We start from the raw sequence: 15,736 nt of genomic DNA, 5'->3' as shown, positions 1-15,736 counted from the left end.
TTTTGGGCGTTATGCGCGCAACCGCTCGTTTGTCGGATCCCAAAGCGGCTGATCCTCCTGTACCACAGCGCGGCATTTTTGACCGTAGATTTCAACCTCGAGCTCGGTTCCCGGGTTCGCCAGTTCGGCCTTGATCATGCCCAGCGCGATGGACTTGCCGACGCGATAGCCCCATGCTCCGGACGTCGTCTCGCCCACGATCTGATCGCCCTGCCAGATGCAGGACATATAGGGCGCATCGCAATCGCCCGCATCCACCGTCAGAGTGACAAAGGATTTCGCGACGCCCTGCTGCTTTTCGCTCAGGATCGCGGCCTTGCCGGGGAAATCCTGCGGTTTGTCCAGCTTGACGAAACGGCCCAAGCCCCCTTCGAGCAGCGAGTAATCGCTCGACAGGTCGCCCTTCCACGCGCGGTACCCCTTTTCGATACGCAACGAATTCAGGGCATACATGCCGAACGGCTTGGCCCCGGCTTCAAGGATCGCGTCATAGATCGCAGGCATGTCTTCGTTCAGGGCATGAACCTCCCAGCCCAGTTCTCCGGCAAAGGACACACGGATCAGGTAAGCGGATTGACCCGCCACAGTCGCGGATTGATGGGTCAGCCAGCCAGAGGACAGATCGGCATCGGTCAGCCCCGACAGGATCTCGCGTGATTTCGGGCCGGTGACGATCAGCGTGTCGCGCGTGGTGGTGACATCTTCGACCGAAACCCCTGCGGGCATGGCGTTCACCAGAATGTCGCGGTCATGCCATTGTGCGGTGGCGGCGGTGATCATGACGAACTCATCCTCGCCCAAGCGCAGGCAAGACATCTCGGTCAGGATGCGGCCCCGGTCATCCGAGATATAGACCAGATTGATGCGGCCAACCTTGGGCAGGCCACCTGTCACCAGTCCCCGCAACGCCTCGGCCGCGCCCTCACCCTTGAGCATGAAGCGCGAGAAACCCGGCAGGTCCAGCACACCGCAATGATCGCGCACCGCCTCGCATTCTTCCCTGATGCGCTGCTCCCACGGGCCCGAACGGCCCCAGGTGTGGGTTGCAGCCTCAGACGTATCGTCGCCCGGCTTGGCGAACCAGTTGGCCCGTTCCCAGCCGTTATAGACACCCATCACGCCGCCCAACTCCTTGACCTTGGCGTGGACCGGCGACAGTTTCTTGTCGCGCGCGGCAGGCCATTCGTGGTGCGGGAAGTGCATGGCGTATTCGTTGCCATAAACCTCGAGGCCCTTCTGGTTGCAGTAATCCTGATCGGTGTAATCGGTGTAGCGGCGCGGATCGACGGCCCACATGTCCCATTCGGTGTGACCATCGACGATCCATTCGGCCAGCACCTTGCCTGCACCGCCGCCCTGGGCGATGCCGAAGGTAAAGCTGTGCGCCTCGAACGCGTTTTTCACGCCCGGCATCGGGCCGATCAGCGGCAGACCGTCGGGGGCGTAGGGAATCGGGCCGTTGATCACCCGCCCGACGCCCGAGGTCGCCATCAGCGGCACCCGCTCCATCGCGTCAGTAACGATGTCCTCGATGCGGTCCAGATCGTCGTTCCAAAGCTGGAAGCTGAAATCCTCGGGCATCGGATCGTCTTCGGTCATCCAGTGGCCCTTGCAGTTGGGCTCATAAGGCCCAAGGTTGAACCCGTTCTTTTCCTGCCGCAGGTAGTACGAGATATCCACGTCGCGCAGCAGCGGCAGCTTGCCGCCATGTTCCTTCGACCACGCCTCAACCTCGGGCACTTCGTCGGTCAGCAGGTACTGGTGGCTCATGACCATCGCAGGCACGGTGCGCCCGCCAAAGGGCTTGAACATCTCGCCCACCCGCTGCGCATAATATCCGGCGGCGTTGACCACATAGTCACAGGCAATATCGCCCTTTTCCGTCTGTACCGTCCATGTGCCGTCATCGTGCTGAGTCACGCCGGTCGCCGGGCAGAAGCGGATGATCTTCTGGCCCATGTCGCGCGCGCCCTTGGCCAGCGCCTGCGTCAGCTGCGCCGGATCGATATCACCATCGGTCGGGTCGTACAGAACACCTTCAAGGTCGTGGGTTTCAAGGAAAGGATACCGTTCCTTCGCCTGTTCCGGGGTCCACATCTCCATCGGGATACCTTGATACAGACCCATGGACAGGGCCCGCTCGAACTCCTGCATCCGTTCCTTGCTATGCGCCAGACGGATCGAGCCCGAGACGTGGTAGTTCATCGGGTAATCGACCTCGTCCGCCAGTCGCGAATACAGCTCGGTCGAATAGCGCTGCATGTTCATGATCGCCCATGAGGTCGAAAAGGTCGGCACGTTGCCTGCCGCGTGCCATGTGGAGCCTGCCGTAAGCTCGTTCTTTTCCAGCAGAACACAGTCGGTCCAGCCCTTTTTGGCCAGATGATAAAGCGACGAACAGCCAACAACGCCGCCGCCGATGATGACCACACGGGCCTTGGTTGGAAAATCACTCATGCGTTTGGTTCCCTAATTAATGTGCCCGCTGGGGCAGATCGTCTGTGATGTCGTAGTAGTCGCCCTTGTCGGCGACAAAGATGTGCCGGGCGAGTTTCAAACCGGTGGGCTCGTCCAAAGATCCCACCGAAATCGCGATCGTGTCCTCATCATTGTGCTGCCAGAAGAGGAACGAGCCGCAGGCGCTGCAAAAGCCGCGCCGGGCCGCGTCCGAGGCGCGATACCAGCCCAGCGTGTCGCTGGCGGTAAAGCTGAGATTGTCCTGATGCGTCACGGTCGACGCCCACAGATGCCCCGACTGCCTGCGGCACTGCCCGCAATGGCAGGCGTTGGGCGGGCTGAGGTCTCCGTCAATGGTGAAGGCGACCTTGCCGCAAAGGCAGGATCCTGTGTGCATGTCGCTACCCCCTTGCTGCGGGCGTTGTGCTGGTGCCCAGCAACACGCCGTAGATGATAAAACAGGCCGCCATCACGCGGCGCACCCAGATGTTGAACACCGCACCAAGTGCTGCGCGGCCCATCAGCGCGCCCAGCAGGGTGAACCCGGTATAGCTGAGCGTCGTGATGATCAGAGCGGTGGGCATGATGATCGACATCTGCTGCCAGATCGGCACCCCGGGCTGAACGAATTGCGAAAACGCGGCAAGGTATCCGGCCACGCTTTTGGGGTTGATCGTGGCAACGGCCAGCGCGTGCAGGTAAACATGCCGCGCCGGCCGTTCCGAGGCGGGCGCGGGTTTGGCGGCGTTCATCCAGCCGCGAATGCCCATCCAGATCAGAAATCCTGCGCCGATCAGCTTGGCCATGAAAAACCCGGTCGGGGACGCGGCGATCAGCGCCGTGATCCCTAGCGCCGACAGGATCAGGAACGCGCTGGCCTGTGTCAGAATCGCCAGCACGCCTAGCATGGCCTTGCCGAAAGGCAGGCTCATCCCGTTCGAGATGCAATTGACCGCGTTCGGCCCCGGCGTGGTGACGAACACCACCCAGAACAGCGCGAATATGGTCCAGGCCTCGAAAGTCATCAATACACCGGCGGGGCGATGACCCAGATCGCCACGGCAGGCGCATCGTAGGGGTTGGCCCATGTATAGGGTTCGTGTTTGATGCGGAAACTGTCACCCTCGCCAACCGTGAAAGATCGCCCGCCGATGGTCAGGTCCAGTTGGCCGGATAACATGTAGCCGACCTCCTGCGTGGGGCGATGTGCCGGGGTCTGCATCCGGGACTGGGGCTCGAAGGTGGAATAGACCATCTCGAAATCATCGGTCAGATCGGGCGAGAGCAGTTCTTCGATCAGCCCCTCTTTGTTCGACCCCATCGGGCGGCGCGTGCCGGTGCGCACCACATAGCCCTGTTCCTCGACCGGGGCGGCGGAATGGGCGAACAGCATCGACATCGGTACCCCCAGGCAATCCGCGATCTGCCGCAGGTCCGAAATCGACGGGTCGGACATGTCGCGTTCGACCTGACTGATCCACCCGACCGACCGGTTCAGCTTTTCGGCAATCTCGGTCAGAGTCAGGCCCCGCGCCTTGCGCAGGGCCCGGATATCCGCACCCAGAGTCGCGCTGTTTGGGGCTTGGGAATTCACGGGCGGCTCCGACTCTCATGAAAATTTCATCGTGTTTTTCACGATGGCGCGAATCGGTGAAATTTCCAAGCGTTTTTTCATTTGCGCTTCGCACGTGGCATGGCTAATGGGTCCGCATGTGGATTGCGGTGATGTACCTATGGGCGATCAACGCCCTGACTTTGATGGCTTTTGGCTGGGACAAGGCCCGGGCGGGGCGGCGCAAGCGCAGAATTGCCGAACGCAGACTGCTGTTGCTGGCCGCCTTGGGAGGCAGCCCCGGCGCAGTGCCGGGACGGTGGATATTCAGGCACAAGACGCGCAAACGCGGGTTTTCCGCGTGGCTATTTGCCATTCTTGGATTTCAGGCCGCCGGATGTGTTCTGCTATTCAACCCTGCTCTGATTCAATGACCTGAAACCGGGTTTCAGTGACAGGCCTGATTGCCCGAGGCTGCCATGGATCTGCCCCCTCAGGCCATCAGATACATGATCTGGCTATGTTCGCGACGCAGCAGGCGCTGGATCACACCTCGAACACTTGGGCCAGAATCGCACTCAACCGATCTGCGTCATTCTGATCGAACGCATCCGGCTGGTCGCTGTCGATGTCAAAGACCGCAATGACCTCGCCCCGGGCGTCGCGCACCGGCAGAACCAGTTCGGACCGGGTTGAGCTTGCGCAGGCGATATGGTCCGGAAAGGCGTCCACATCCGGGACCAGCTGAGCCTCGCCCGTCCGGGCCGCCGCGCCGCACACGCCGCGGTCGAAGGGGATGACGAGGCATCCGTGACCGCCCTGATAGGGTCCGATCTTCAGCAGATCGGGCTCGGTCACCCGGTAGAACCCGGTCCAGTCGCACCGATCATCGGCATGATGAACCTCGCAGGCGATGGTCGCCATCAGGGCGATCTGGTCGGTCTCGCCTTCGGTCAGGGCGGCGATGGTCTTGGTCAGCGTGTCGTAGTCAACGGTCATGGCAGGGTTTCTTGGGGTCTGAGGGGTGGGGGCGCTGCCCCCTCTTGAGCCTGCGGCTCAATTCACCCCCGGAGTATTTGGAAAAAGATGAAGCGTCAAACCCGTTCGATGGCGATGGCCGTACCTTCGCCGCCGCCGATGCATATTGCTGCGACTCCGCGTTTGAGATCTCGTTTTTCCAGCGCGTTCAGCAGTGTGACCATGATCCGTGCCCCGGATGCGCCGATCGGGTGCCCGAGTGCACAGGCCCCACCGTTCACGTTCACCTTTTCGCGCGGCAGACCCATTTCCTGCATGAAGGCCATGGGGACGACGGCGAAGGCTTCGTTGACCTCCCACAGATCCACGTCATCCTTGCTCCAGCCGATGCGCGACAGCAGTTTTTGCGCCGCGGGAATCGGTGCCGTGGTGAACAGGCCCGGTGCCTGGGCATGGCTTGCGTGCCCAAGAATGCGGGCGCGCACCGCCAGACCCTGCGCCTCGGCGGCATCAGCAGAGGCCAGAACCAGCGCAGCGGCACCATCAGAGATCGACGAGGAATTGGCCGCTGTCACCGTCCCGTCCTTGCGGAAGGCGGGTTTCAGGGTCGGGATTTTCTCGGGCCGGGCGGATTTTGGCTGCTCATCGGCACCCTGCGTGACCTCTCCCTTGCGGGTTTGGACGAGGACCGGGGTGATTTCATCGTCGAATGCGCCGCTTTCCTGAGCAGCCAGGGCATTTGACAGGGATTTCAGGGCGTATTCGTCCTGCGCCTCGCGGGTGAACTGATAGGTTTCGGCGCAGTCTTCGGCAAAGGTGCCCATCAGGCGGCCCTTGTCATAGGCATCCTCGAGCCCGTCGAGGAACATGTGATCGACCACCTGACCATGGCCGATGCGGGCTCCGCCGCGCATTTTAGGCAGCAGGTAGGGCGCGTTGGTCATGCTTTCCATCCCGCCTGCGACCATCGTGTCGGCGTGGCCCAGCGCGATCTGGTCAAAGGCGATCATCGCCGCCTTCATCCCCGACCCGCACATCTTGTTGAGCGTTGTGGCGGGCACCTCTTCGCCAAGCCCCGCCGCGAATCCGGCCTGTCGCGCGGGGGCCTGGCCCTGACCGGCAGGCAGGACGCAGCCCATCAGGACCTCATCCACCGTTTGCGTGTTGGCCTGTTGCAGCGCTGCGCGGATCGCGGTGCCGCCCAGATCGGCGGCGGCGACCCCGTCGAACATGCCCTGAAACCCGCCCATCGGTGTGCGGGCGGCCCCTACGATCACGACGTCTTTCATCCCGGTTTTCCTCCTGCTTGTCCGAGCATGAATACCGAATGGTAAGATTTGCCGTCTAGCGTATTTTTACGACGCAGTTTCAGATTGAGGGGCGGTTGACCATGGGGCTGACCAGCACAACGACCGGCACAACACAGGTTATCACGGTCCATGCCGACCGGATCGATGCGGCAATGGCCATTCAGTTCAAGGAAGACATGCGCAGCGAGACCGAGGCGGATGCGACTCGGGTTGTGCTGGACCTGTCGGGGGTCGAATTCATCGATTCCAGCGGATTGGGTGCGATTGTCGCCTCGATGAAGCAACTGGGGCAGGATCGCAGGCTGGATCTGGCCGGTCTGCAGCCGGTTGTCGAAAAGGTGTTTCGCCTGACGCGCATGGACACGGTCTTCAGGCTGTTCGCCACATTGGACGACGCGGTGTCAGACCCTGTGGACTGACTTCGGCAGGAGTGAGCGTGTGAAACCCGCATGTGATGAAACCCGTATGGAACTGACCTTCCCCGCAACCGCATCCGAGGCCAGCGCGGGCATTGCGCAACTCAGCACCGGGTTGGCAAAGCAGGGTCTGCCTGCGCACATGGCCGGCGATGTCAGGATTGCATTGGCAGAGGCGATCAACAACGTGGTGGAACACGCCTATGCCGGGATCGCGGCGACGAAGGTTCAGGTGTCGTGCAGGCTGGATCAGGATCAGTTGGACATCCTGATCACGGATACCGGTAACCCGCTGCCGGGGTGCCAGCCGCCCGACGGGGTTCCGGCGCAGATCGGATCATCGGTTCAGGACCTGCCCGAGGGCGGGTTTGGCTGGTTTCTGATCCACCAACTGACAAGCGATATCCGGTATGAGCGGCGTCAGGGATGCAACCTGCTGTCCCTGCGCTTCGACTTTGACCGCCATGATTGACCGCAAATGGCCACAATAAGGCCTCTTTCGAACCATTGTAGCGCCCAAAACGAGCATCATACCTAGTCTTGTAGCTCAGATAGCTTCCCTCGGCGCCATTAATCACAGCCCCCACCCAGTGACCGGCGCCGAGGAACTTCCCCCCCTTAAATTACTGGACAATACCGGATCAGGTTTTACCTTCGCCCCGTTGCAGGCAACAGGAGGGGTAATATGCGGGATTTGCACAAACCGGGCCGGTCCGAAGTTCTGGCCACCGAGGGGATGTGTGCCACATCTCATCCGCTGGCTGCAAAGGTTGCGCTCGACATTCTGGGGCAAGGCGGCAACGCGATGGATGCGGCGATTGCCGGGGCGGTGGTGCTGGGCATTTGTGAGCCGCAGATGACAGGGTTGGGCGGCGATTGCTTTGTGTTGTTCAACCGCGCCAGTGAAAGCGATGTGCGCGCGCTGAACGGGTCGGGCCGTGCCCCAGCAGCGGCCAATGCCGACAGGTTGCGGGACCAGGGCCTGTCTGCCGTGCCCCTGAACAGCGCCGATGCGGTGACGATACCGGGCGCGGTGGATGCGTTTTGCCATCTGGCCGACTCTGAGGGGCGTTTGGCTCTGGATGCGATTCTGCAACCCGCGATTCGCTATGCGGAACAGGGCGTTCCGGTGGCCCCGCGCGTGGCATTCGACTGGCAAAGCGGGGCCGACACGCTGCAGGGTGCGGCGCGCAGCCAATATCTGATCGACGGCAAGATACCGGGCACCGGCCAGATATTCAGCGCCCCGGGCCAGGCTGAGGTTCTACGCCAGATCTCGAAACACGGGCGCGACGCGTTCTATTCGGGCGAGATTGCGCAGGACATGGTGTCGGCCCTGACGGCGATGGGTGGCGTTCATACGACCGAAGACTTTCAGACCACCCGCTGCACCCCGGCTGAACCGCTCAGCGGGGATTATCAGGGCATCGATCTTGTCGAGCATCCGCCCAACGGGCAAGGCGCGACAGCGATTTTGCTGCTCAACATCCTCAAACATTTCGACCTGTCCGGAATGGACCCGCTTGGTGCGGAACGGGTGCATATCGAAGCCGAGGCCACCAAGCTGGCCTATGACGCCCGCAACCGGTTCATTGCCGACCCCGATCACATGGCCGGTGTAGACCGGCTCCTCGACCCCGACACCGCTGCCAAGCTGGCCGCTTTGATCGACCCGAAGGCCGCAATGCCCGCCGCCGCCCCGCTGACCGAGGCGATCCACAAGGACACGGTTTATATCACCGTGGTCGACCGGGACAGAATGGCGGTGTCGCTGATCTATTCGATCTTCCACAGTTTCGGGTCGGGCATTGCCTCGGAAAAATACGGCATTCTTCTGCAGAACCGGGGGGCGGGGTTCAATCTGCAGCCGGGTCATCCGAATGAGCTGGGCGGCGGCAAACGCCCGATGCACACGATCATCCCCGGCCTGCTGAAACAGGGCGGGCGCGTGCTGATGCCATTTGGCGTCATGGGCGGGGCTTATCAGCCCACCGGCCACGCGCGGTTTGTGTCAAACCTTACGGATTTCGGCATGGACCTGCAGGAGGCGATCGACGCCCCCCGCGCCTTTGCCGACGGGTCGGTTCTAACGGTCGAACGTGGCTTCCCGGCGCAGGTCGCGAAACAATTATCGGAAATGGGGCACACTATTGAGCACCCGGAAACCCCCTTGGGTGGAGCGCAAGCGATCCGAATCCGGGATGACGGTGTTCTTGAGGGGGCAAGCGACCCCAGAAAAGACGGATGCGCATTGGGATATTGAATTCTCACCCGCCTAAAAGCGGACACCGGGATGAATCAATTCAGATGGAAATGCAGCGGGTAGGACCCGTCCTCGAACGGGCCGAACATGTTTGGGATATCCGGGTGTTCGACCGGTTCGCCGGAATAGTCGGCGACCAGATTTTGTTCTGAAACATAAGCCACATAGAAGGATTGGTCGTTTTCCGCCAAAAGGTGATAAAACGGCTGTTCCTTGATGGGCCGGCTGTCCTCGGGAATAGCTTCGTACCATTCTTCGGTATTCGAAAACTCTGGGTCCACGTCAAAGATCACCCCTCGAAAGGGATGTTTCTTGTGACGGACCACCTGTCCCAGGCCGTACTTGGCGCGTGTCTTTAGCATTTGTTTATGCCCCCAAAGCATTTACTACCTGTTTTCGGGCAGAAAATCCAATCATTGATCCGAATTTCGGGGAAACAGTCTGTGAACATTCTACTGACAGTGTTCGAAATTGCGGCCCCGGTCTTTCTTCTGGCGGGCATCGGTTTTGCCTGGGTCCGGCTGGGATTCGAGTATCGGCTTCAATTCGTTACGCGGTTCGGCATGACCCTTGCGCTGCCCAGCCTGATCTTCGTCGCGCTGATGCAGTCCGAGATTTCGGGCGGCGATCTGTCGCGCTTCACGGTCGCAACCCTTGTCGCCAACCTGGCTTTGGTGGCGGTGTTCTGGGTCCTGGTCCGGGTCTTGAAACTGGATCAGCGCACCTATCTGTCGCCACTGATTTTCGGCAATACCGGCAATCTTGGCCTGCCGCTGTGCCTGTTTGCCTTTGGTCAGGCGGGGCTGGGCTATGCGGTGCTGTTTCTGGCCGTATCCATCTTGTTTTCATTCACTTACGGGATCTACCTTGTCGCGGGCAAAGGCGCGTTCGGGCAGGTGATGCGCCAGCCGATGGTCTGGGCGACCATCCTGGGGGCGCTGTTTCTGTGGCGCGGGTGGGAGACGCCTGTGTTCCTGACCAACACGCTTGATCTGCTGGGCCAAATGGCGGTGCCGCTGATGCTGGTGACCGTCGGCGTCGCGGTTGCGCGGCTCAGCACGCATAACCTGGGGCGGGCGGTGTGGTTGTCGCTGCTGAAACTGGCCGTATGCTTCGGGCTTGGCTGGGCCGTAGCCGCCGCGTTTGAACTGGAGTCCGTCGCCTTTGGCGTTCTGGTTCTGCAGATGTGCACCCCGGTCGCGGTCACATCCTATCTGCTGGCGGAACGGTTCGGGGCGGATGCGGACGCTGTGGCGGGGATGGTCATGGTCTCGACCCTGCTGTCGGTCGCGGCGCTGCCGATGGTTCTGGCTATGGTTCTGTAGCGATTGTGATTTCCTCGGCGCTCAATCTGCGCTAGAATGCGAAAAAAAGGCACGAGGCACATGAGCAGAATTCTTATCGTACTCTTCGGGGTGCTGCTTTTGGCATCCTGTGGGGGTGGTTCGAAACAACCGCCCAGCAAACTGAATGACGCGTGCAGCATTGCGCGTGAAAAGCCCGATTACATCAGGGCGTTCAAAAGCACCGAACGCAAATGGGGCGTGCCGGTCCACGTCCAGATGGCGACGATCTATCAGGAAAGCCGCTATCGCCACGATGCGCGCACGCCGCACAGATATGTGCTGGGCGTCATTCCGATGGGCCGCCAAAGCAGCGCCTATGGCTATGGTCAGGCGCTGGACGGCACCTGGGATCAGTACCAGCGCGAGACCGGCAAACGCCGGGCCAAGCGGGACCGCATCCGGGATGCCTCGGATTTCATCGGCTGGTACATGAACAAAAGCTACGAGCGGAACGGCATTCATCCGTCCGACACGCGCAACCAGTATCTGGCCTATCACGAAGGTCACACCGGCTATGCGCGCGGCAGCCACAACGGCAAATCATGGCTCCTGAACGTCGCCAATGACGTGGATGCGCGTGCCAATCTGTATCAGGCGCAGCTGGCGACCTGCCGGCACTAAGCCTTAAGGCGGGTCAGCGGTTGCCGGACCCGCTTCTTGTTCTGCTGGAAAACAGGTTCTGATCCAGTTGGCCGCCTTCGGTCAGCGCACCCAGCAGCACCGTGGTCTGGCCGCCCGCATTGTCGTGGATCACCCATTTGCGCAGCTCGACCGGGTTGTCGGTGAACATCAGCTCGATCCGCCCCGAGTCGGGGTTTTTGGGGTCCTGCGCGGTCACCACCGTGGCAGTGCCATCGAAATCATGGCCCACAACCATATTCGCCTGACCCAGATTCACATTCCGCGCCAGCACCAGCGACAGCGGGGTCCGTCTCAGCGGGTATTGCTCGGGCGGCTGGTTTGATTTGGGGTCGAAGATTTTGACGCTGCCGGACCGGGCCAGCACCACCGCGCTGTTGGGCGGGTCATATTCGAACCGCATCTTGCCCGGACGTTCCAGCCAGAGCTTTCCGGTACTCAGCGAACCGTCGTCATTGACCTGCGTAAAGGTGGTCTGAACGGTTTTCAGCCCGTTCAGATAATTGGAAATCTGCGACAAAGGCAGCTTGTCGGCGGCCCACGCGGCAGGCGCGGCCAGTGTCAGAGCAAGGGCAAAAGCAATCTGTTTCATGGCTCACAGATAGGCGCTCTGCCCTTGTTATTAAATATCCTATTGCTCGGGGACCAGGATTTCGCGTTTGCCGACGTGATTTGCCGCCGAAACAACGCCTTCGTCCTCCATCTGCTCAACCAGCCGGGCGGCCTTGTTGTACCCGATGGCGAGTTTCCGCTGAATGTACGAGGTCGAGCATTTGCGATCCTTGATCACAATCGCCACCGCCTGGTCGTACAGCGCATCCTCGCCATTGGTGTTGCCACCGGTGTTCAGGCCCAGAACGGCGTCGATATTGTCGGCCTTTTCCTCGGCCGGGCCATCGACCACGCCGCTCATGTAATCGGGCGGACCGAACTGTTTCAGGTGGTTGACGATTTCCTCGACTTCCTCGTCCGAGACAAATGGCCCGTGGCAACGGGTGATCTTGGCCCCGCCCGCCATATAGAGCATGTCGCCCTGCCCCAGCAGTTGCTCGGCGCCCATCTCACCCAGAATGGTGCGGCTGTCGACTTTCGAGGTGACCTGAAACGAGATCCGGGTCGGGAAGTTCGCCTTGATCGTGCCGGTGATCACATCGACCGAGGGGCGCTGTGTGGCCATGATCAGGTGAATGCCCGAGGCCCGCGCCATCTGCGCCAGACGCTGGATGCAGGCCTCGATCTCTTTGCCTGCCACCATCATCAGATCGGCCATCTCGTCGACGATGACGACGATATAGGGCATCGCTTCGGGGGCGAATTCCTCGGTCTCGAACATCGGCTCGCCGGTTTCGTCGTCAAAGCCGGTCTGGACCGTGCGGCTGAACAGCTCGCCCTTGGCCAGCGCGTCTTTCACGCGGCCGTTGTAGCCCGCGATGTTGCGCACGCCCATCTTGGACATCTTGCGATAGCGATCCTCCATCTCGCCCACGACCCATTTCAGGGCCACAACCGCCTTTTTCGGGTCGGTGACAACGGGCGACAGCAGATGCGGGATGCCGTCATAGACAGAAAGTTCCAGCATCTTTGGGTCGATCATGATCAGGCGGCATTCATCCGGTGTCAGCTTATAGAGCAGCGACAGGATCATCGTGTTGATCGCCACCGATTTACCGGACCCGGTGGTCCCCGCGATCAGCAGGTGAGGCATTTTCGCAAGGTTCGCCACCACAGACTCACCGCCGATATCCTTGCCCAAGGCCAGCGGCAGCGCGTGGTTGCCATCGCCAAAATCGCGGCTGGCGAGAATCTCACGCAGCACCACCATCTCGCGGTTTTCGTTGGGCAGTTCGATACCGATCACCGAGCGGCCCGGCAGGGTCGAAACCCGCGCCGACAGGGCCGACATCGAGCGCGCGATATCGTCTGCAAGGCCGATCACCCGGCTGGCTTTCAGACCCGGAGCAGGCTCCAGTTCGTACATGGTGACAACGGGGCCGGGGCGGACGCTGACGATCTCACCCTTGACGCCATAGTCGTCCAGCACGTTTTCCAGCATCCGCGCGTTTTCTTCCAGTGCCTCATCGCTCAGGTGGTGGCGCTGGATGTTGGCCGGGTTCGACAAAAGGCCCAGGGGGGGCAGTTCGAAATCGGAATGCTTGTCCTCGAATGACAGCGCGGGCTGCGCCTCGGCCTGCGCGCGGCGCGAGGGCTGCGGGGTCCGGCGCACAGGCTGCGCGACCACCGGCTTGCGCGGTTCGGCCACCGGGATTTTCATCGCCGGGCGCTGTTGCGGCGCGGGCTCATCGTCGAACACCGCGTCGTCGTCATAGTCGGGCTCGGGCGCATAGTCGTCATGCTCCGGCTCCTGCCATGCAGGCGCGACATCCGCAGACAGCACCGGCTCGGGCGGCAGACCGTCCAACGTGACCGGCGGTTCAGGCGGCAAGCCGTCTTCCACGCCCCGGTTCAGGATCAGCGGGTCCGGCCCCCTGCCCCGGCCTTTGGTCAGCGGCAGGTTCGGATCGGGTTCCGGGGCCATCTCTCCCGTAGCAACCTTGCGATTGCGCACGGCGGCAGAGATTTTTGACCGGATGCGATCTTCACCGGGCATCTCGTCAAAGCCGTGAACTGGCTCGGGATCGATCAGTTCCGGTTCCGGCATCGGATCGGGGCGGCGGATCAGCCCCGGCATGCGGGCCAGCAGACCCATCTTGGGTGCGGGTTCCGGTGCCTCCTCCTCGTCATCCTCAAACAGCGGGTCGGCATAGGCCATGTCGTCGTCAAACGCAGGCTCAAGACGCGCAGCGCGACGGTCTTCCCATTGCGAACGGCGATCCCGCGCGGCCTGCGCGGTGGCCGAGGCCCCGCGACCCAGCAGGTTCATCAGCATGTCGTAGGACATCACCAGGCCAAGCAGGAATGCCCGCAGCCCACGCCGGACATCGGCCCGGGTAAAGCCCAGCACAAACACGCCCAGAGCCAGCATGCCGAACGCCATCGCCAGCGACATCAGCTTAACCAGAAAATGCGAGGAGATCGGCAACAGCGTCAGCAACGCGCCCATCACCGTGTCGCCAAAGAGCCCGCCCAGCCCATAGCTGTGTGTTGCGCGCCAGGCATCGCCGGGCACCAGCGTCGCGGCATAGACGGAAACGACAGCGATCCAGATCGGCGCAAAGATCAGCCGCGCAACGGCGCGATCTTCACCAAAATGACCCGCAAAGCGCAGGCCCCAGCCGATCAGAACCAGCGCAATACCCCAGCTTCCCCAACCGACAATCATGAACAGCGGCGCGGCGATCGAAGCGCCGACCCGTCCCATCCAGTTCTGCACCGGCGCGTCGGTCGATACCATCCAGTTCGGATCATCCGGCGTGTAAGACCAGATCATCGCGGCGGCGGCCAGCCCCAGCAGGATCAGGGCAATCCCGATCAGTTCCTTGCTGCGCCGTTCGATGGCCGCCTGCGTGGTGCTGTCCAGTAACGGGTCGCGGTTGCGCGCGTTCAATGATGCCATTTTGCCCTCGTACCTCACAAATAGATGCAGTCGCGCAGCGTGATCAGCCCGCGCTCCATCTCTGTTTTTGGGGCCACCATCGCGACCCGGATAAAATGCTCGCCCGGGTTTTGCCCCGGATCGCCCTGAGAAAGATATGCGCCCGGCAGGACCCGTACGCCGGTCTGCTGCCACAGCTTCAATGCGGTTTCCTCGCCGTTTTCCACCGGCAGCCACAGGAAAAACCCGGCCTCGGGCGGCATATAGCCCTGCACCCCTGCAAAGACTCGATCCGCGATGGCGTATTTTTCCTGATAAAGCGCGCGGTTCTCGGCAACATGGGCTTCGTCCGCCCAGACCTTGGCCGACGCAGCCTGCAGCGGCAGCGGCAAGGGCGCGCCCGCGTAGCTGCGCAACTGTTTGACCCGCCGGATCGTTTCCGGCCCGCCCGCAATCAGGCCCGAGCGCAGCCCGGCCAGGTTCGACCGTTTCGACAGCGAGTTGAACAGGGTGATCCGCTCCGGGTCGGCCCCAAGCTCTTGCGCCACGGTCAGAATACCGGTTGGGGCCTCGTCGCGGTAAATCTCGGAATAGCATTCATCGGCGAAGATGCGGAAATCATAGGTCTCGGCCAGACTGATCAGGTCCGCCCAATATTCGCGCGACGCGACAGCCCCCTGCGGGTTGGCGGGTGAGCAGATATAGGCCACAGCGGTGCGGTTCAGCACCTCTGCGGGCAGTCCGGCATAGTCGGGCAGGTGCCCGGTTGCGGCGGTTGCGGGCACAAAAACCGGCTCGGCCCCGACCGAGATCGAGGCGACCATGTAGACCTGATAAAACGGGTTCGGGCACAGAACGACCGGCTTCTGCCCGTTCTTCTGTTCGGGGCAAAGCGCCATCGCGGCGTTGTAAAGCCCCTCGCGCGTGCCATTCAGGGCCATCACGTTGGTTTCGGGGTCCATTGTCACGCCATAACGGCGCTTGATCCAGCCGGTGATCGCGCCGCGCAGCTCGGGCGAGCCTTCGTTTGGCGGATAGCCCTGAAACCCGGCAGCGTTTTCCGCGATCACATCCGGGACCCAGGCCGGGAATTCATGCATTGGCGCGCCGATGGTCATATGAATCACATCGCCACCCGGCTGGTGATGATCCAACAGGGTGCGCAGACGCGGGAATGCATATTCCGGTAGGTCCGAAAACCGCTCGGGGAAATCCATAACTACTGCCTCAATATCGGGGTCATTGGCGCCCCGTTTTTTTGGCAGATTACAGCCCAAGGCCC

Annotated in this window: 16 protein-coding genes; 6 read left to right on the top strand and 10 right to left on the bottom strand. The window is 61.7% G+C overall.

What is annotated here, in order from left to right; translation table 11 throughout:
- Positions 1-9: 9 nt before the first annotated feature.
- Genes ACR0EZ_RS18150 through ACR0EZ_RS18135 form a run of 4 tightly spaced genes read right to left on the bottom strand, consistent with a single transcriptional unit; the run spans position 10 to position 4,051 of the window.
- Positions 10-2,457, bottom strand: a complete 2,448-nt coding sequence (locus tag ACR0EZ_RS18150) for a GcvT family protein (protein WP_480615752.1) — start codon at positions 2,455-2,457, stop codon at positions 10-12.
- A gap of 16 nt (positions 2,458-2,473) precedes the next feature.
- Entirely contained in the window at positions 2,474-2,854 is a 381-nt protein-coding gene (locus tag ACR0EZ_RS18145; protein ID WP_480615750.1) for a GFA family protein, read from the bottom strand.
- A 4-nt stretch (positions 2,855-2,858) separates the two neighbouring features.
- On the bottom strand, positions 2,859-3,482 hold the full coding sequence (locus tag ACR0EZ_RS18140; protein WP_480615748.1) for a LysE family translocator: 624 nt from the start codon (positions 3,480-3,482) through the stop codon (positions 2,859-2,861).
- Entirely contained in the window at positions 3,482-4,051 is a 570-nt protein-coding gene (locus ACR0EZ_RS18135) for a helix-turn-helix domain-containing protein (RefSeq protein ID WP_480615746.1), read from the bottom strand. The genes ACR0EZ_RS18140 and ACR0EZ_RS18135 overlap by 1 nt, the downstream gene beginning before the upstream one ends.
- 116 nt (positions 4,052-4,167) lie before the next feature.
- Between ACR0EZ_RS18135 and ACR0EZ_RS18130 the strand changes: the two genes are divergently transcribed.
- Positions 4,168-4,443, top strand: a complete 276-nt coding sequence (locus ACR0EZ_RS18130; protein ID WP_480615744.1) for a DUF1294 domain-containing protein — start codon at positions 4,168-4,170, stop codon at positions 4,441-4,443.
- A 112-nt stretch (positions 4,444-4,555) separates the two neighbouring features.
- On the opposite strand, the gene ACR0EZ_RS18125 is transcribed toward ACR0EZ_RS18130, so the two are convergent.
- Both ACR0EZ_RS18125 and ACR0EZ_RS18120 read right to left on the bottom strand, forming a co-directional pair.
- Positions 4,556-5,008, bottom strand: a complete 453-nt coding sequence (locus tag ACR0EZ_RS18125) for a GAF domain-containing protein (protein ID WP_480615742.1) — start codon at positions 5,006-5,008, stop codon at positions 4,556-4,558.
- A gap of 95 nt (positions 5,009-5,103) precedes the next feature.
- On the bottom strand, positions 5,104-6,276 hold the full coding sequence (locus ACR0EZ_RS18120) for a thiolase family protein (protein ID WP_480615740.1): 1,173 nt from the start codon (positions 6,274-6,276) through the stop codon (positions 5,104-5,106).
- A 101-nt stretch (positions 6,277-6,377) separates the two neighbouring features.
- Here ACR0EZ_RS18120 and ACR0EZ_RS18115 point away from each other — a divergent pair, with 101 nt between their 5' ends.
- The 3 genes from ACR0EZ_RS18115 to ggt all read left to right on the top strand — a co-directional run bounded on the left by ACR0EZ_RS18115 (position 6,378) and on the right by ggt (position 8,976).
- The gene (locus tag ACR0EZ_RS18115) at positions 6,378-6,716 is read left to right on the top strand and encodes an STAS domain-containing protein (RefSeq protein ID WP_480615738.1); all 339 of its coding nucleotides are present in this window, start codon (positions 6,378-6,380) and stop codon (positions 6,714-6,716) included.
- Positions 6,717-6,735: 19 nt separating this feature from the next.
- Entirely contained in the window at positions 6,736-7,185 is a 450-nt protein-coding gene (locus tag ACR0EZ_RS18110; RefSeq protein WP_480615736.1) for an ATP-binding protein, read from the top strand.
- Positions 7,186-7,398: 213 nt separating this feature from the next.
- Positions 7,399-8,976: a gamma-glutamyltransferase gene (gene ggt / locus ACR0EZ_RS18105; RefSeq protein WP_480615734.1), complete on the top strand. Its 1,578-nt coding sequence runs from the start codon at positions 7,399-7,401 to the stop codon at positions 8,974-8,976.
- Positions 8,977-9,011: 35 nt separating this feature from the next.
- Here the strand turns inward: ggt and hspQ are convergent, their stop codons facing one another.
- Positions 9,012-9,338, bottom strand: a complete 327-nt coding sequence (gene hspQ / locus ACR0EZ_RS18100) for a heat shock protein HspQ (protein WP_480615732.1) — start codon at positions 9,336-9,338, stop codon at positions 9,012-9,014.
- Between the two features lie 81 nt (positions 9,339-9,419).
- Between hspQ and ACR0EZ_RS18095 the strand changes: the two genes are divergently transcribed.
- Complete coding sequence (locus ACR0EZ_RS18095) at positions 9,420-10,301, top strand: AEC family transporter (RefSeq protein WP_480615730.1); 882 nt, start codon at positions 9,420-9,422, stop codon at positions 10,299-10,301.
- A gap of 60 nt (positions 10,302-10,361) precedes the next feature.
- A complete protein-coding gene (locus ACR0EZ_RS18090; protein WP_480615728.1) occupies positions 10,362-10,943 on the top strand; it encodes a transglycosylase SLT domain-containing protein in 582 nt (193 codons plus the stop codon).
- Positions 10,944-10,956: 13 nt separating this feature from the next.
- Here ACR0EZ_RS18090 and ACR0EZ_RS18085 read toward each other — a convergent pair whose 3' ends face one another.
- From ACR0EZ_RS18085 to ACR0EZ_RS18075, 3 genes are read right to left on the bottom strand one after another with little or no spacing between them, the layout of a single operon-like run.
- The gene (locus tag ACR0EZ_RS18085) at positions 10,957-11,553 is read right to left on the bottom strand and encodes a LolA family protein (protein ID WP_480615726.1); all 597 of its coding nucleotides are present in this window, start codon (positions 11,551-11,553) and stop codon (positions 10,957-10,959) included.
- A gap of 39 nt (positions 11,554-11,592) precedes the next feature.
- Complete coding sequence (locus ACR0EZ_RS18080) at positions 11,593-14,475, bottom strand: DNA translocase FtsK (RefSeq protein WP_480615724.1); 2,883 nt, start codon at positions 14,473-14,475, stop codon at positions 11,593-11,595.
- Positions 14,476-14,489: 14 nt separating this feature from the next.
- The gene (locus tag ACR0EZ_RS18075) at positions 14,490-15,671 is read right to left on the bottom strand and encodes an aminotransferase class I/II-fold pyridoxal phosphate-dependent enzyme (RefSeq protein WP_480615722.1); all 1,182 of its coding nucleotides are present in this window, start codon (positions 15,669-15,671) and stop codon (positions 14,490-14,492) included.
- Between the last annotated feature and the right edge of the window lie 65 nt (positions 15,672-15,736).

This window comes from Ruegeria sp. AK4, assembly GCF_056541025.1.
This window is presented reverse-complemented; position numbering and strand designations above follow the sequence as displayed.

Excerpts from the sequence above, each read along its gene's own strand:
- ACR0EZ_RS18075 (WP_480615722.1), bottom strand. The coding sequence starts at position 15,671 with ATGGATTTCCCCGAGCGGTTTTCGGACCTACCGGAATATGCATTCCCG.
- ACR0EZ_RS18125 (WP_480615742.1), bottom strand. The coding sequence starts at position 5,008 with ATGACCGTTGACTACGACACGCTGACCAAGACCATCGCCGCCCTGACC.
- hspQ (WP_480615732.1), bottom strand. The coding sequence starts at position 9,338 with ATGCTAAAGACACGCGCCAAGTACGGCCTGGGACAGGTGGTCCGTCAC.
- ACR0EZ_RS18090 (WP_480615728.1), top strand. The coding sequence starts at position 10,362 with ATGAGCAGAATTCTTATCGTACTCTTCGGGGTGCTGCTTTTGGCATCC.
- ACR0EZ_RS18130 (WP_480615744.1), top strand. The coding sequence starts at position 4,168 with ATGTGGATTGCGGTGATGTACCTATGGGCGATCAACGCCCTGACTTTG.
- ggt (WP_480615734.1), top strand. The coding sequence starts at position 7,399 with ATGCGGGATTTGCACAAACCGGGCCGGTCCGAAGTTCTGGCCACCGAG.
- ACR0EZ_RS18080 (WP_480615724.1), bottom strand. The coding sequence starts at position 14,475 with ATGGCATCATTGAACGCGCGCAACCGCGACCCGTTACTGGACAGCACC.
- ACR0EZ_RS18085 (WP_480615726.1), bottom strand. The coding sequence starts at position 11,553 with ATGAAACAGATTGCTTTTGCCCTTGCTCTGACACTGGCCGCGCCTGCC.
- ACR0EZ_RS18140 (WP_480615748.1), bottom strand. The coding sequence starts at position 3,482 with ATGACTTTCGAGGCCTGGACCATATTCGCGCTGTTCTGGGTGGTGTTC.
- ACR0EZ_RS18115 (WP_480615738.1), top strand. The coding sequence starts at position 6,378 with ATGGGGCTGACCAGCACAACGACCGGCACAACACAGGTTATCACGGTC.
- ACR0EZ_RS18120 (WP_480615740.1), bottom strand. The coding sequence starts at position 6,276 with ATGAAAGACGTCGTGATCGTAGGGGCCGCCCGCACACCGATGGGCGGG.
- ACR0EZ_RS18145 (WP_480615750.1), bottom strand. The coding sequence starts at position 2,854 with ATGCACACAGGATCCTGCCTTTGCGGCAAGGTCGCCTTCACCATTGAC.
- ACR0EZ_RS18150 (WP_480615752.1), bottom strand. The coding sequence starts at position 2,457 with ATGAGTGATTTTCCAACCAAGGCCCGTGTGGTCATCATCGGCGGCGGC.